This window comes from Mycobacterium sp. 1245805.9 (genome assembly GCF_001672915.1).
GTDB lineage: Bacteria > Actinomycetota > Actinomycetes > Mycobacteriales > Mycobacteriaceae > Mycobacterium.
This window is the reverse complement of record NZ_LZKR01000015.1, coordinates 1-15,021: the sequence shown is the minus strand read 5'-3', so window position 1 is coordinate 15,021 and position 15,021 is coordinate 1. Positions and strand designations below refer to the sequence as shown.

The following is a 15,021-nucleotide window of genomic DNA, read 5'->3' as shown; positions in this document are numbered from 1 at the left end:
CGGGAAGTCCACGGTCACGGTCAATCTGGCCGCGGCGATGGCCGCCCGCGGGCTGTCGGGCGGCGGACCGAACGCCGGTTGCCCGAAAGGCGCCGGCGCCGGCGGGTTCTGCGGGCCGATGCAGATCACCGTGCAGCCGGGCATCTGCGTGGGCGCCTGCTGCGGCGTGGGTTGCATCCACGGGTACATCGGCTGCTGGCCGGTGGCCGGCGTCCCGCTCAGGTCGATCAGCGGTGTCCGCGAGAAGAAGTCGTCCGACGGCAGCCCGATGACGTTCATCGGCAGGTTGGGCCCGAGCCCCTCCGGATGATCGTCGTGCGCGTTGCCGAGCGGCGGCGGCGGCCCGGTCATCGGCGGCAGGTCGACCGGGACCACGCCGGTGGCATAGGCCGCGGCCCAGCCCAGCACGTTCTGCGCGTAGGCCATCGAGTTGTTGTAGCGCAGGATCGCCGACATCACCTGCGACGGGTCGCGCAGGTTGAGCCCGCCGCTGCACAGGTAGCGGGCGGCCGCCAGGGTGGAGTCGAAGAGGTTCTGCGGATCCGGCGCGCCGTCGCCCTTGCCGTCGACGGCATAGCGCGCCCAGGTGCCCGGCAGGAACTGCATCGGCCCCATCGCGCGCGCGTAGGTGGGGCGGTTGCCGACGGTGCTCTGCAGGATCACCTCGTTGCCGGGCAGCGTGCCGTCCAGCGCGGGGCCGTAGATCGGGACGACGGCGGTGCCGCGCGCGTCGACGGCGCCGCCACCGGCGTGGCCCGATTCGATGCGCCCGATGCCGGCGAGCAGGTTCCAGCTGACCCCACAGCCCGGCGCGGCGACGGCCATCTTCTGTTCGGCGCTGCGGTACGCGGCCAGCGCGACCGACGGAATGCCAAGGGCGCCAGGCGCACTCACGATCATCGGGGGAGGCGGCGCGGACGGGGCGGCCTCGGCGATGTGGAACGCGGTCGGCGCCCGGTCGATCGCGAAGACGACCGGCCCGGTGGTGTCGGGCGCGCTCGGCGAGACCGCGGCCACCGGAAAGATCGCGGCGTCGCGCACCGGCATGACCTGGCTGTGCACCGGTGGGGCATGCCCGGGGAAGGTGGGAGCCGCGGCGCCGACCGCTCCGGCGAAGACCAGGGGAGTGATCACGGCGACGCCGAAAGCCGGCGATTTCGTCAGGCGTGCGCGTTGCCGCTCGGCCGCGGCGTCGGGGCGTTTACCCCAGCGTGCCCCAATGCGCACTCGACGGTCCTAAGGTCGGGAAACTACCTGCTGAGCTTCGTGAACCAGATCACAATACATAACCCCCGTGACGGGAGTGGCGCAATGGTGGATTTGATAATTAGCGGGATTTCTTAGCCGTCCGCTCCCAATCGTCACCCGCCCTCGCGGCCTCCCCGTCCGCACCTTCCGGCTGCAACCGGGCCAGCATAGAACGCAGGTCCTCCAGCTCGTCGCGCAGGTATTCACGGGTCACGACCTCGCCCACCGCCAGCCGCAACGAGGCCAGCTCACGGGCCAGGTACTCGGTGTCGGCCTTGGTCTGGGCGGCGCGGCGCCGATCCTCTTCGAGCGCGACGCGGTCCCGGTTCTCCTGGCGGTTCTGGGCCAGCAGGATCAGCGGCGCCGCGTAGGCGGCCTGCGTGGAGAAGGCCAGGTTGAGCAGGATGAACGGGTAGGGATCCCAGCGCAGCTCGGCCGCGGAGACGTTCAGCACGATCCACGCCAGCACGATGATCGTCTGGATCAGCAGGTAGCGGCCGGTGCCGAAGAACCGCGCAATGGACTCGGTGATCTGCCCGACGGCCTCGGGGTCGACGCGGGGCGAATACCTGCGCGACGCCCGGGGGGTGTAAAGCCGGCGCGGTGCCGTGGATCTGCTCACCCCGACGCTCCTCCCAGTCGTTGTTCGATGCGGCCGGTGGTGTCGAGCTGCTGCACGTCCACGCGCCAGTCGTGCGGCAGCAGGTGGTCGAGCAGGTCGTCCACGGTCACCGCGCCCAACAGGTGGTTCTGGTCGTCGAGCACCGGACCGCACACCAGGTTGTAGGCGGCGAGGTAGCGGGTGACCGCGCCGAGCGGGGTCTCCGGCGTCAGGGTCAGCAGGTCGCTGTCGACGATCCCGCCGACCAGCTCCGCCGGCGCCTCGCGCAGCAGCCGCTGCAACGGGATGCAGCCCAGGTAGCGCCCCGTGGGGGTGGCCGTCGGCGGGCGCGCCACGAACACCATGGACGACAGCGCCGCGGTGAGGTCGGGGTCGCGGACCCGGGCCAGCGCCTCGGCGACCGACGTGTCCGGGGTGAGCACCACCGGGTCGGAGGTCATCAGCCCGCCCGCGGTGTCGGGGGAGTGGGTCAGCAGCCGGCGCACCGGTTCGGACTCGTCGGGGTCCATGCGGGTCAGCAGCATCTCGGCGTCCGTCGGGTTCAGCACGCCGAGCAGGTCGGCGGCGTCGTCGGGATCCATCTCCTCGAGCACGTCGGCCGATCGGTCGGTGCCCAGCTGCGTGAGCACGTCGGCCTGGTCCAGCTCGGGCAGCTCCTGCAGGACGTCGGCCAGCCGGTCGTCATCGAGCGCCTTGAGCACCTCGTAGCGCCGCTTGGGCGGCAGGCCGCGGATCGCGTCGGCCACGTCGACCGCCTTGCGCCCCTCGAACTGGTCCAGCAGCTGTGCCACCCCCTGGCCGGGCAACGCCAGCGCCGACGGGGTCAGGCCCTGGACGTTCTGCCAGTCCACGACGTGCACGGGGCCGCGCCGTCGCAGCCGTCGCTGCGTGCGCACGGCGACCCGGGTGACCAGCCAGTCGCGCGTCCGGATCTGTTCGATGCCCAGGTCGGTGATGACGACGTCGAGGCCGGCCAGCTCCGGCAGTTCGGGATCGTTGACCTTGACGACGGTGTCGAGCACCTGGCCCATCGCCAGCACCTCGCCCGGTCGCTGCTCGAAGTGGCGCAACGACACGTTGCCGGTGTTGAGCGTCACGGCGTTGGGCTCGATCCCGGCGACCCGCAGCATGGGGATGAAAATGCTGCGGCGCGTTGCCAAATCGACAACCAGTCCCAGGACCCGGGGCTGCTGGCGGACGATGCTGATGCTGATCACGACATCGCGCACGCGGCCGAAGTTTTCGCCGAGCGGACCCAACACCAACATCCGCGGGAGCCGCGCGACGTACACCCTGTTGACCGGTCCCATGCCAGAGAGCCTATTCAGCCGCCGCCCGGATGGCAGGCCGCGACGCCCCTTTTGCTCCTAGCGGTGGCGGATGCTGAGCATCGCGATGACAAAGAACACCGCCAGGGTGCCCGCGCCGATCACGATTCCCGTGACGGCCAAACCGTAGCCCTCCTGGCGGGTCTGCTTGATCTGGTTCAGCGCGACCACGCCCAGCACGATGGCCACGATCGAGCCGATGGCGCAGCAGAAAAAGCCGGAGAGCGACGCGATGAGCGACGCGATCGCCAGGCCGTTGGTCCCGGCCTGGACCCGGTAGTCCGGCGTCGCGAAGTAGCCGCCGGGATAGGACGGCGGCCCGTAACCGGGATATCCGGCGGGATAGGGCGGCGGATATGTCGGGGGTCCGTAGCCGGGCGGTGGCCCGTATCCCGGGGGCGGCCCGTATTCGGGGGGCGGCCCGTATTCGGCGGGCGGCATCGGCGGCGGGTAGCCGGGCGGGTAGCCCGGGGGCGCATACGCCGGATACTCGAGCGCGGGCGGATCCCAGGGCGGGGTCCAATCGTCCCGGCCGCCGCCGGGCGGCGGTTTGGCCTCGTCGCCGGGGTCGCCGGGGGCTGACATGGTGCTCAACCTAGCAAAACGGGCTCGGGATGAGAGGATGGCCGAGGCGGAGGAGAATGAGCGGCGATGACTAGTCCTTTCCAGCCCGGACAGGTTCCCGGTGCCACGCCCGCGGGCGCGGCCGCGGGCCGGCGCGGCGTGCCCGCGCTGCCGACACCGCCCAAGGGCTGGCCCGTCGGCTCCTATCCCACCTACGCCGAGGCGCAGCGTGCCGTGGACTACCTGTCGGACCAAGAGTTCCCGGTGCAGCAGGTGACCATCGTCGGCGTCGACCTCATGCAGGTCGAACGCGTCACCGGCCGGCTGTCGTGGCCCAAGGTGCTGGGCGGCGGGGTGATCAGTGGGGCCTGGCTCGGCCTGTTCATCGGCTTGGTGCTCGGCTTCTTCAGCCCCAACCCGTGGGCCGCGCTGGTCACCGGCCTGGTCGCCGGGGTGTTCTTCGGCCTGATCACCTCCGCCGTGCCCTACGCAATGGCCCGTGGCACACGGGATTTCAGCTCCACTCTGCAATTGGTGGCCGGACGCTACGACGTGCTCTGCGACCCGCAAAACGCGGAGAAGGCACGGGATCTGCTGGCGCGCCTGGCGATCTGATGGGTCGTCGTGGGCTGGCGGCGTTCACCGTCGCGTCGGCGCTGTTGTCGGGCTGCGCGGCGGCCTCCTCGGGGTTGGTGGTCAACTTCTACACGCCGGCGACCGACGCGGCCACCTTCACCGCGGTCGCGCAGGAGTGCACCCGGCAACTGGGGTTCACGGTCCGGCACGTCAGCCTGCCCCGCGGTCCCGGCGAGCAGCGGCTGCAGCTGGCCCGCCGGCTGAGCGCCCACGACCGTGGCCTGGACGTGATGGCGCTGGACGTGGTGTGGACCGCGGAATTCGCCGAGGCCGGCTGGGCGCTGCCGCTCTCCGACGATCCCGCGGGGCTGGCCGAGTCCGACGCCACCGTCGATACTCTGCCCGGTCCGCTGGCGACGGCGCGCTGGAAGCAGCGGCTGTACGGCGCGCCCGTCACGACCAACACCCAATTGCTTTGGTACCGGCCGGATTTGGTGAACCAGCCGCCGGCGACCTGGGACGGCATGGTGGCCGAGGCCGCCCGGCTGCACGACGCGGGCCTGCCGTCCTGGATCGCCGCGCAGGCCAACGAGGGCGAGGGCCTGGTGGTGTGGTTCAACACGCTGCTGGTGAGCGCGGGCGGTCAGGTGCTCTCCGAGGACGGCCGGCGGGTCACGCTGACCGACACGCCGGCGCACCGGGCCGCCACCGTCGACGCCCTGCGGGTCCTCAAGTCGGTGGCCACCGCGCCCGGGGCCGACCCGTCGTTCAGCCGGACCGACGAGGGCACCGCGCGGCTTGCCGTCGAGCAGGGCAGGGCCGCGCTGGAGGTCAACTGGCCCTATGTGCTCGCCTCGCTGCTGGAGAACGCCGTCAAGGGCGGGGTGCCGTTCCTGCCGCTGAACCGCGATCCGGCGCTGGCCGGCAGCATCAACGACGTCGGCACGTTCGTGCCCACCGACGAGCAATTCCGCATCGCCTACGAGGCCAGCCAGAAGGTCTTCGGGTTCGCGCCCTACCCGGGGGTGGCGCCGGACCGGCCGGCCAAGGTGACCATCGGCGGGCTGAACCTGGCGGTGGCCAGCACCACCCGCCACCGCGCGGAGGCGTTCGAGGCGGTGCGCTGCCTGCGCAGCCTGCAGAGCCAGAAGTACGTGTCGATCGCCGGTGGGCTGCCCGCGGTGCGCACGTCGCTGTATTCCGATCCGCAATTTCAGGCCAAGTATCCGATGTACACGGTGATCCGCCAGCAGCTCACCGACGCCGCCGTGCGCCCGGCAACGCCGGTGTACCAGGCGTTGTCGCTGCGGCTGTCGGCGGCGCTGAGCCCGATCACCCGGATCGACCCCGAACGCACGGCCGACGAGCTCGCCGCGCAGGCGCAGAAGGCGATCGACGGAAAGGGGCTGCTGCCGTGAGCCGCGCCGGCGACGATGCAGAGCTGAGCGATGCTGAGGAGCGGCGCCAATGAGTCGTAGGGCGGAACGGCGGCTGGCGTTCGGGTTGGTCGCGCCCGCGGCTACCCTGATGCTCGCGGTGACGGCGTACCCGATCGGCTACGCGGTGTGGCTCAGCCTGCAGCGCAACAACCTTGCCACGCCGGGTGACACCGCCTTCATCGGGCTGGGCAACTACCAAACGATCCTGACCGACCGGTACTGGTGGACGGCGCTTTTGGTGACGCTGGGAATCACGGCGGTCTCGGTGTCGATCGAGTTCGTGGTGGGCCTGACGCTGGCGCTGGTGATGCACCGCACGCTGGTCGGCAAGGGCTTGGTGCGCACCGCGGTGCTGATCCCGTACGGCATCGTCACCGTGGTCGCGTCGTACAGCTGGTACTACGCCTGGACGCCGGGGACCGGCTACCTGGCCAACCTGTTGCCGCAGGGCAGCGCCCCACTGACGCAACAGATTCCGTCGCTGGGCATCGTCGTGCTGGCCGAGGTCTGGAAGACCACGCCGTTCATGTCGCTGCTGCTGCTGGCCGGGCTGGCGCTGGTGCCCGAGGATTTGCTGAAGGCGGCGCAGGTCGACGGGGCCGGCGCGTGGCGGCGGCTGACCCGGATCATCCTGCCGATCATCAAGCCCGCGGTCGTGGTCGCGCTGCTGTTCCGAACCCTGGACGCCTTCCGCATCTTCGACAACATCTACGTGCTGACCGACGGCGCCAACAACACCGACTCGGTGTCAATCCTGGGCTACGACAACCTGTTCAAGGGCTTCAACGTGGGCCTGGGCTCGGCGATCAGCGTGCTGATCTTCTGTTGCGTCGGCATCATCGCGCTGGTGTACATCAAGGTGTTCGGCGCGGCGGCGCTGCGCGGCGCCGGCGATGGCCGCTAAACCCGTGGGGCGCCTGGCGGTCTGGGCGGTGGTGGACACCGTGGTGGTGGTGTACGCGATCGTGCCGGTGCTGTGGATCCTGTCGCTGTCGCTCAAGCCGTCGTCAACGGTCAAGGACGGCAAGCTGTTTCCGTCGTCGGTGACGTTCGAGAACTACCGCGGCATCTTCCGCGGGGAGTTCTTCACCTCGGCGCTGATCAACTCCATCGGGATCGGGTTGATCACCACCGCGATCGCGGTGGTGCTGGGCGCCATGGCGGCGTACGCGATCGCCCGGCTTGACTTTCCCGGCAAGCGGGCGCTGATCGGCGCCACCCTGTTGATCACCATGTTCCCGGCCATCTCGCTGGTCACCCCGTTGTTCAACATCGAACGCGCGCTCGGCCTGTTCGACACCTGGCCCGGCCTGATCCTGCCGTACATCACTTTCGCTCTGCCCCTTGCCATTTACACGCTGTCGGCGTTCTTCCGCGAAATCCCGTGGGACCTGGAGAAGGCGGCCAAGATGGACGGCGCCACGCCGGGTCAGGCCTTCCGGCGGGTGATCGTGCCGCTGGCGGCGCCCGGCCTGGTGACCGCGGCGATCCTGGTCTTCATCTTCGCCTGGAACGACCTGCTGCTGGCGCTGTCGCTGACCGCCACCAAGGCGGCCATTACCGCGCCGGTGGCGATCGCGAACTTTTCCGGCAGCTCGCAGTTCGAGGAACCCACCGGATCGATCGCGGCCGGCGCCGTCGTGATTACCGTCCCGATCATCGTTTTTGTTCTAATTTTCCAACGACGGATTGTCGCCGGGTTGACCTCTGGCGCTGTGAAGGGATAGCGCGATGGCCGAGATTGTGTTGGAGAACGTCAACAAGAACTACGCCGACGGCGCCTCGGCGGTGAAGGACCTGAACATCACCATCGCCGACGGCGAATTCCTGATCCTGGTCGGTCCTTCCGGCTGCGGCAAGACCACGACGCTGAACATGATCGCCGGGCTCGAGGACATCTCGTCGGGCGAGCTGCGCATCGACGGCGTCCGGATGAACGAAAAGGCCCCCAAGGACCGCGACATCGCGATGGTGTTCCAGTCTTATGCGCTCTACCCGCACATGACCGTGCGGCAGAATATCGCGTTCCCGCTGACCCTGGCGAAAATGAAGAAGGCCGAGATCGCGCAGAAGGTGGAGGAGACCGCGAAAACCCTTGACCTGACCGAGCTTTTGGACCGCAAGCCGTCCCAGCTTTCCGGGGGGCAGCGCCAGCGCGTCGCGATGGGCCGGGCGATCGTGCGCCACCCCAAGGCGTTCCTGATGGACGAGCCGCTGTCCAACCTGGACGCCAAGCTGCGCGTGCAGATGCGCGGCGAAATCGCCCGGCTGCAGCGCAGATTGGGCACCACCACCGTCTACGTGACCCACGACCAGACCGAGGCCATGACGCTGGGCGACCGTGTGGTGGTGATGCACGGCGGCGTGGCGCAACAGATCGGCACGCCCGACGAGCTCTACGAGCGTCCCGCCAATCTGTTCGTCGCGGGGTTCATCGGCTCGCCGGCGATGAACTTCTTCCCCGCCGACCTGACTCCGAACGGACTGACGCTGTCGTTCGGCGAGGTGATGCTGGCCCCGGAGGTGGAGCAGGTGATCTCGGCGCACGACAAGCCGGCGAACGTCATCGTCGGCGTCCGGCCCGAGCACCTGGCCGACGCCGCACTGATCGACGGGTATCAGCGGATCAGGGCGCTGACCTTCGAGGTGAAGGTCGACCTCGTCGAATCGCTGGGTGCCGACAAGTACGTGTACTTCACCACCGCGGGCCCGGCCGTGCACGCCGCCCAGCTGGACGAGCTGGAGGCGGAGGGCGAGGTGCACGAAAACCAGTTCGTGGCAAGGGTTCCCGCGGAGTCGAAGGCGGCGATCGGGCAGTCGATCGAGTTGGCCCTCGACACGACCAAGGTCGCCGTCTTCGATGCCGACTCCGGGGCGAACCTGACGCTGCCCGTCGCCCGGTGACCCTGGACCTGGTGCGCGCGCACCTGCGGGGGCACTTCGGCGGCGACGAGCCCGACTCGGCCAGCGTCACGTTCCTGGGCACCGAGCCCATCGAGGTGCTGCGATTTCGCGGCGGGGGATTGGTGCATTACGTGTCGCTGGGGTGCTCGCGCCACCCGATGACCGATCCTTCCGAGATTGTCGCCGACCCGTTGCGCGGCCCGCGCGCTGAAATCGTGTTGCGGCTGAAGGATCCCGGGCCGGCCACCGGCATCGCGCGGAGCCTGGCCGTGCTGGCGGCGACGCCGGCCGTCGACGGCGTGGTGCTGGTCGCCGACGCCCTGATCGACCTCGGCTCGCCGCTATGGACGTGGCCGACGGTGAGGGTGCCGTTCACCGCGGTGCTGTTGGGCGACAGCGACATTCCCGATCTGCCGCTCGACCCGCCGCGTGACCCGGTGAAGTTCCTGTCGGCGACCCCGATCACCGCGACCGAGGCGGCCTGGGTGCGCCTCAAGGGCGCCGACGCGATGCGGCAGGCCTGGGTGAATGACGGCGTCGACGTGCTGGATCCCAAACGCCCAGCGGCGCAACCCAACTGATTGTGTGGCGAGCAGACGCAAACTCGCATGAACCATCGCGAAAGCATGCGATTCTATGTCTGCTCGCGAAAGGCGAGTTAGAGCCAGTGGTTGCGGCGGAACTGGAAGTACAGGATCAGGCAGGAAAGCGCCATCAGGGCCATGATCCCCGGGTAGCCCCACGTCCAGTTCAGCTCGGGCATGAAATGAAAGTTCATCCCGTAGATGGCGGCGACCGCGGTCGGCAACGCCGCGATACCGGCCCAGGCCGCCATCTTGCGCATGTCGTTGTTCTGCTGCATGCCCACCCGGGCCAGGGCGGCCTGGATCAGCGAGTTGAGCATGTCGTCATAGCTGTTGATGTGGTCGGCGGCCTCGGACTGGTGATCGGCGACGTCGCGCAGGTAGCGGCGCACCTCCTTGGAGATCACGTCCTTGTTTTCGATCTGGATCCGATGGAACGCGGACGACAGCGGATTCACGCACCGGCGCAGCTCGACGACCTCGCGCTTGAGCAGATAGATCGGTTCGACGTCGATCTTGCGGCCCGGGGCGAACGCCACCTCCTCGATGGTGTCGATGTCCGACTCGATCAGGCTGCTCACCTCGAGGTAGTGGTCGACCACGTTGTCGGCGATGGCGTGCATCACCGCGTAGGGGCCGAGGCGCATCTGCTCGGGGTCGGCGTCCAGGCGCTTGCGCACGTCGGACAGCCCGCCGTGCTCACCGTGGCGGACGGTCACCACGAAGTCCTTACCGACGAACACCATGATCTCGCCGGTTTCGACGATCTGGCGGGCCGCCGCCACCGACTCGTGCGGGACGTAGTTGACGGTCTTCAGGACCAGGAACACCGTGTCGTCGTAGCGCTCCAGCTTGGGCCGCTGGTGCGCGCACACGGCGTCCTCGACGGCCAGCGCGTGCAGCCCGAAGACGTCCGCGACGTCCTGCATCTCGGCCAGGCTCGGCTCCCGCAGACCGACCCAAACGAACGCCTCCTGCCCGAACACTTCGGTCTGCCGCACCCGGGTGAGCGCGGCCGCGTAGCTGAACTTCCCCGGCAGCCGATGGCCGTCGGCGTAGACGGCGCAGTCGACCAGGGTCTCCACGGTTGGCTGCTCGACGGGTTGTGCGCGCTGCTCGCGCGGCTCGGGCAGGAGCGGTCGCAGCACTTCGGGCAACGCGTCAGGTCCGGGAAACACCTTCACCTCCGATCGCGGCGCAGGTCAGGCAAGCGGTGCTCAATGCTACGCGTCCTGGGGAAAGACGGCATGAAGGCGCAGTGGCGGCCGTGGACCGGACGTTTCGCGCCGACACGGGTGCGCTAGTTTCGACGTCGACCGCAACCGCGTCCCGAGGAGTACATCGAAGTGAGCGCAAGTCCTGTCAAGGTCGCCGTCACCGGCGCCGCCGGCCAGATCGGCTACAGCCTGTTGTTCCGCCTGGCCAGCGGGGCGCTGCTGGGCGCCGACCGCCCGATCGAGCTGCGCCTGCTGGAGATCGAGCCGGCGCTCAAGGCGCTCGAGGGCGTCGTGATGGAGCTCGACGACTGCGCCTTCCCGCTGTTGTCGGGCGTCGAAATCGGCGCGGACCCGAACAAGATCTTCGACGGCGTGAACCTCGCCCTGCTCGTCGGCGCCCGCCCGCGCGGCCCGGGCATGGAGCGCGGCGACCTGCTGGAGGCCAACGGCGCGATCTTCACCGCGCAGGGCAAGGCGCTGAACTCCGTCGCCGCGGACGACGTGCGCGTCGGCGTCACGGGCAACCCGGCCAACACCAACGCGCTGATCGCGATGACCAACGCGCCCGACATCCCCAAGGAGCGGTTCTCCGCGCTGACCCGCCTCGACCACAACCGGGCAATCTCGCAGCTGGCCAAGAAGACCGGCGCCGCCGTCACCGACATCAAGAAGATGACGATCTGGGGCAACCACTCGGCCACCCAGTACCCCGACGTCTTCCACGCCGAGGTCGGCGGCAAGAACGCGGCCGAGGTCGTCGGCGACCAGGCGTGGATCGAGAACGACTTCATCCCCACCGTCGCCAAGCGCGGCGCGGCGATCATCGACGCGCGCGGGGCCTCGTCGGCCGCGTCGGCCGCGTCGGCGACCATCGACGCCGCCCGCGACTGGCTGCTCGGCAGCCCGGCGGGCGACTGGCTTTCGATGGCGGTCGTCTCCGACGGCTCCTACGGCGTGCCGGAGGGCCTGATCTCCTCGTTCCCGGTGACCACCAAGGACGGCAACTGGTCGATCGTGCAGGGGCTGGAGATCGACGAGTTCTCCCGCGGCCGGATCGACAAGTCGACCGCGGAGCTGGCCGACGAGCGCAACGCGGTCACGGAGCTCGGCCTCATCTGATCTCAAACGGAAATTAGGCCTACTAATGGGTAGCCCTTACCCTGGTGCGATGCCGGAAAACCCGCAGCTGGCCATTGGAGACGACGAGATCTTCGACGCGCACGTGGGCGGGAAGCTTTCGGTGGCCCTGAGCGCGCCGCTGGACACCCAGCGCGCGCTGTCGATCGCCTACACCCCGGGCGTTGCGCAGGTCAGCCGGGCGATCGCCGCGGACCGCACCCTGGCCGCCCGCTACACGTGGTCCAACCGGCTGGTGGCCGTCGTCAGCGACGGCAGCGCGGTGCTCGGCCTGGGCGACATCGGGCCCGCGGCGTCGCTGCCGGTGATGGAGGGCAAGTGCGCGCTGTTCCAGGCGTACGGCGGGCTGAACGCGATCCCGATCGTGCTCGACACCAAGGACCCCGACGAGATCGTCGAGACCCTGGTGCGGCTGCGCCCGACGTTCGGCGCCGTCAACCTCGAGGACATCTCCGCCCCGCGCTGCTTCGAGATCGAACGGCGGGTCATCGAGGCGCTGGACTGCCCGGTGATGCACGACGACCAGCACGGCACGGCGATCGTCGTGCTGGCCGCGCTGATGGGCGCCAGCAAACTGCTCGGCCGCGACATGTCCTCGCTGCGCGTGGTGGTCTCCGGCGCCGGCGCCGCCGGGGTGGCGTGCACGAATCTCCTTCTGACGATGGGTGTTTCGGACATCACCGTGCTCGACTCGCGGGGCATCCTGCACACCGGGCGCGACGACATGAACGGCGTCAAGGTCGACCTCGCCCGGCGGACCAATCCCGACGGCCTGTCCGGCGGCCTGGTCGAGGCGCTCGAGGGCGCGGACGTGTTCCTCGGGCTGTCCGGGGGCGTGGTCCCCGAGGACCTGGTCGCCACCATGGCGCCGGGCGGGATCGTATTCGCGCTGTCCAACCCGGACCCCGAAATCCACCCCCACGTCGCGGCCAAGTACGCGGCGGTGGTGGCCACCGGCCGCAGCGACTTCCCCAACCAGATCAACAACGTGCTGGCGTTCCCCGGGGTGTTCCGCGGCGCGCTGGACGCCGGGGCCCGGCGCATCACCGAGAAGATGATGGTGGCCGCCGCCGAGGCGATCTTCTCCGTCGTCAGCGACGACCTCGCGATCGACCGGATCGTCCCGAGCCCGCTGGACTCCCGCGTCGGGGAAGCCGTCGCCGCCGCCGTCGCGATCGCTTCCGACTCGTCCGTGTGACCAGGCTGGCCGCGCTGCTGCTGGCCGCGCTGCTTGCGGTGGCGGGCTGCGGACACGGCCGTCCCGCAACGGAATTGGTGGTCGGGTCGCGGCCCGACCCCGAGTCGACGCTGCTGGCCGCCCTCTACACGGCGGCGCTGCGGTCCTACGGGTTCGCGGCCCGGCCCGAAACCGCCCCCGACCCGATGGCGAAGCTGGACTCGGGCGCGTTCACCGTCGTGCCCGCGTTCACCGGGCAGACGCTGCGGCTGCTGCAGCCCGGCGCGACGGCGACGTCCGACGCCCAGGTCTACCGGGCGATGATCGCCGCGCTGCCCGAGGGCGTCCTTGCCGGTGACTACGCCACCGCGGCCGAGGACAAGCCCGTGTTGCTGGTCACGCAGGCCACCGCGAAGGCCTGGGGCGGGCACAATTTGACCGCGGACCTCAGCACGCTGCCGGCCCACTGCGACGGCCTGGCCATCGGGGCCGTCGCAGGATTTCACCCGCCCGCGGCGGTGGGTTCCTGCCGGCTGCCCGCCCCGCGCGAATTCCCTTCGGAGGACGCGCTTTTCGCGGCGGTGCGGGCCGGGCAGCCGTCGGCGGGGTGGACCACCACCGCCGACCCGAACAGCCCGGGCGACCTGGTCGCGCTGGCCGACGGCAAACCCGCGCTGATCCAGGCCGAGAACGTGGTGCCGCTGTATCGGCGCAACGCGCTCTCCGATCGGCAGTTGCTGGCGATCAACGAGGTGGCCGGCGTGCTGGACACCGCGGCGCTGGCCGACATGCGCCGGCAGGTGGCCGGCGGCGCCGACCCGCAGGCGGTCGCGGGCGGTTGGCTGGCCGAACACCCGCTGGGACGCTGAGCGCTTAGTGCATCGAGTCTGCGCTCAGTGCGTGTTTTGCCGCGATCGGGCGCGCTGAGCGCAGTCTCGGCGCGCGGCCTTCAGGGCTTGGGCATCAAGCGGCCCATCACCGGGCCGAACAGCTGCTGGTAATACGGGCCGGCCACCCGCACCATCACGTCCAACAGCTTGGCGTCCGTGCCGACCAGCACCCGGGCCTTCTTCTTGCGGACCGCGTCGAGGATGACCTTGGCGGCGCGTTCCGGGCTGGTCCGGGCGAGCCGCTTGTCGAACAGCTTGGCCAGCTGTTCGGGGTCGAGTCCCTCGGCGGCGGTGGCGTTGCGGGCGATCGCGGTCTGGATCCCGCCGGGGTGCACGGTGGTCACCGCGACCGGGTGGCGGGCCAGCACCATTTCCTGCCGCAGCGCCTCGGTGAAGCCGCGGACGGCGAACTTGGCCGCGTTGTACGCCGCCTGCCCCGGCACGGAGAACAGCCCGAACACGCTCGACACGTTGACGACGTGGCCGTCGCCGGAGGCGATCAGGTGCGGAAGGAACGCCTTGGTGCCGTTCACGACGCCCCAGAAGTCGACGTCCATCACCCGCTCGATGTCCTTGAACTGGCTGACCTCGATGTCGCCGGTGAAGGCGATGCCGGCGTTGTTGTAGATCTGGTTGACCTTGCCGAAGTGCTCGGCGACCTCGTCGGCGTAGGCCAGGAAGGCCTCGCGCTCGGTGACGTTGAGCCGGTCCGCCTTGACCGGCGCACCGATCGCCTTGAGCCGCTCCTCGGTGTGGGCCAGGCCCTCGGTGTCGACGTCGCTGATGGCCACCTTGGCGCCCGAGCGGGCCAGCTCGATCGCCAACGCCTGCCCGATACCCGAACCGGCGCCCGTGATCACGGCGACCTTCCCGGCGAATCCCTGCATGAGCGCCTCCCTCGTGTCGGCTCGGTGTCGAGGCTAACCGGTACCCCGGGTACCGCCACCATCGGGAGGAGGCGCGGCCGCGCGGCCGCAGTGTCGCCCATATCGCGCCCGGGGCGGCAGCAAACATGAGATGCTTCCCTCCCGACCCTAGATTCGGAGGTGGCGATGTCGTTCTTGGTGGCCCTGCCGAACGGATTGGAGGCAGCGGCAACGGAATTGGCCGGCATCGGAACCTCGCTGGGCGAGGCGAACGGCGCGGCCGCGGCCGTGACCACCGAGCTGTCGGCGGCGGGCGCCGATGAGGTGTCGGCGACCATCGCGTCGCTGTTCGGCGCGCACGCCCAGGCATACCAGGCCCTGAGCACGCGGGCGGCGGCGTTCCATCAGGAGTTTGTGCAGGCGATGCAGGCCGCCGCGGCCGCATATGCCGGCGCCGCCGCCACCGCCG

General features: G+C 69.8%; 16 protein-coding genes. 10 read left to right on the top strand and 6 right to left on the bottom strand.

Annotation, left to right across the window (positions count from 1 at the left end):
* From A9X00_RS02720 to A9X00_RS02705, 4 genes are all read right to left on the bottom strand, one after another.
* A partial coding sequence (locus A9X00_RS02720) for a lytic transglycosylase domain-containing protein (RefSeq protein ID WP_067148867.1) occupies positions 1-1,227 on the bottom strand: 1,227 nt, incomplete at its 3' end.
* A gap of 100 nt (positions 1,228-1,327) precedes the next feature.
* Positions 1,328-1,870: a DUF1003 domain-containing protein gene (locus A9X00_RS02715; RefSeq protein WP_067148857.1), complete on the bottom strand. Its 543-nt coding sequence runs from the start codon at positions 1,868-1,870 to the stop codon at positions 1,328-1,330.
* On the bottom strand, positions 1,867-3,180 hold the full coding sequence (locus A9X00_RS02710) for a magnesium transporter MgtE N-terminal domain-containing protein (RefSeq protein ID WP_067148854.1): 1,314 nt from the start codon (positions 3,178-3,180) through the stop codon (positions 1,867-1,869). The genes A9X00_RS02715 and A9X00_RS02710 overlap by 4 nt, the downstream gene beginning before the upstream one ends.
* 57 nt (positions 3,181-3,237) lie before the next feature.
* Complete coding sequence (locus tag A9X00_RS02705) at positions 3,238-3,783, bottom strand: DUF4190 domain-containing protein (protein WP_067148851.1); 546 nt, start codon at positions 3,781-3,783, stop codon at positions 3,238-3,240.
* Positions 3,784-3,849: 66 nt separating this feature from the next.
* Here A9X00_RS02705 and A9X00_RS02700 point away from each other — a divergent pair, with 66 nt between their 5' ends.
* Genes A9X00_RS02700 through A9X00_RS02675 form a run of 6 tightly spaced genes read left to right on the top strand, consistent with a single transcriptional unit; the run spans position 3,850 to position 9,262 of the window.
* Positions 3,850-4,377: a general stress protein gene (locus A9X00_RS02700; RefSeq protein WP_066929221.1), complete on the top strand. Its 528-nt coding sequence runs from the start codon at positions 3,850-3,852 to the stop codon at positions 4,375-4,377.
* Entirely contained in the window at positions 4,377-5,756 is a 1,380-nt protein-coding gene (locus A9X00_RS02695) for an extracellular solute-binding protein (protein WP_067148848.1), read from the top strand. Before A9X00_RS02700 ends, A9X00_RS02695 begins: the two co-directional genes overlap by 1 nt.
* Before the next feature lie 49 nt (positions 5,757-5,805).
* Positions 5,806-6,681 (top strand): carbohydrate ABC transporter permease, encoded by an 876-nt coding sequence (locus tag A9X00_RS02690; RefSeq protein WP_067148845.1) that lies wholly within the window; start codon positions 5,806-5,808, stop codon positions 6,679-6,681.
* Entirely contained in the window at positions 6,671-7,504 is an 834-nt protein-coding gene (locus A9X00_RS02685) for a carbohydrate ABC transporter permease (protein ID WP_067148843.1), read from the top strand. Before A9X00_RS02690 ends, A9X00_RS02685 begins: the two co-directional genes overlap by 11 nt.
* A gap of 4 nt (positions 7,505-7,508) precedes the next feature.
* On the top strand, positions 7,509-8,681 hold the full coding sequence (locus tag A9X00_RS02680) for an ABC transporter ATP-binding protein (RefSeq protein WP_067148841.1): 1,173 nt from the start codon (positions 7,509-7,511) through the stop codon (positions 8,679-8,681).
* Between the two features lie 2 nt (positions 8,682-8,683).
* A complete protein-coding gene (locus A9X00_RS02675) occupies positions 8,684-9,262 on the top strand; it encodes a suppressor of fused domain protein (RefSeq protein WP_067148864.1) in 579 nt (192 codons plus the stop codon).
* Positions 9,263-9,339: 77 nt separating this feature from the next.
* Here A9X00_RS02675 and corA read toward each other — a convergent pair whose 3' ends face one another.
* Positions 9,340-10,443, bottom strand: coding sequence for a magnesium/cobalt transporter CorA (gene corA, locus A9X00_RS02670; protein ID WP_067148860.1), 1,104 nt, complete (start codon positions 10,441-10,443; stop codon positions 9,340-9,342).
* 168 nt (positions 10,444-10,611) lie between these two features.
* On the opposite strand from corA, the gene A9X00_RS02665 reads away from it, so the two are divergent.
* The 3 genes from A9X00_RS02665 to A9X00_RS02655 are packed head-to-tail and all read left to right on the top strand — an operon-like array spanning position 10,612 to position 13,665.
* Positions 10,612-11,601, top strand: coding sequence for a malate dehydrogenase (locus A9X00_RS02665; protein ID WP_067148838.1), 990 nt, complete (start codon positions 10,612-10,614; stop codon positions 11,599-11,601).
* Positions 11,602-11,650: 49 nt separating this feature from the next.
* A complete protein-coding gene (locus tag A9X00_RS02660; RefSeq protein ID WP_369830704.1) occupies positions 11,651-12,817 on the top strand; it encodes an NADP-dependent malic enzyme in 1,167 nt (388 codons plus the stop codon).
* Positions 12,814-13,665: a glycine betaine ABC transporter substrate-binding protein gene (locus A9X00_RS02655; protein ID WP_067148832.1), complete on the top strand. Its 852-nt coding sequence runs from the start codon at positions 12,814-12,816 to the stop codon at positions 13,663-13,665. Before A9X00_RS02660 ends, A9X00_RS02655 begins: the two co-directional genes overlap by 4 nt.
* 80 nt (positions 13,666-13,745) lie before the next feature.
* Here the strand turns inward: A9X00_RS02655 and A9X00_RS02650 are convergent, their stop codons facing one another.
* Positions 13,746-14,573 (bottom strand): SDR family oxidoreductase, encoded by an 828-nt coding sequence (locus A9X00_RS02650; RefSeq protein WP_067148828.1) that lies wholly within the window; start codon positions 14,571-14,573, stop codon positions 13,746-13,748.
* 165 nt (positions 14,574-14,738) lie between these two features.
* Between A9X00_RS02650 and A9X00_RS02645 the strand changes: the two genes are divergently transcribed.
* The coding region (locus A9X00_RS02645) for a PE family protein (protein WP_156771904.1) at positions 14,739-15,021 on the top strand (283 nt) is incomplete at its 3' end.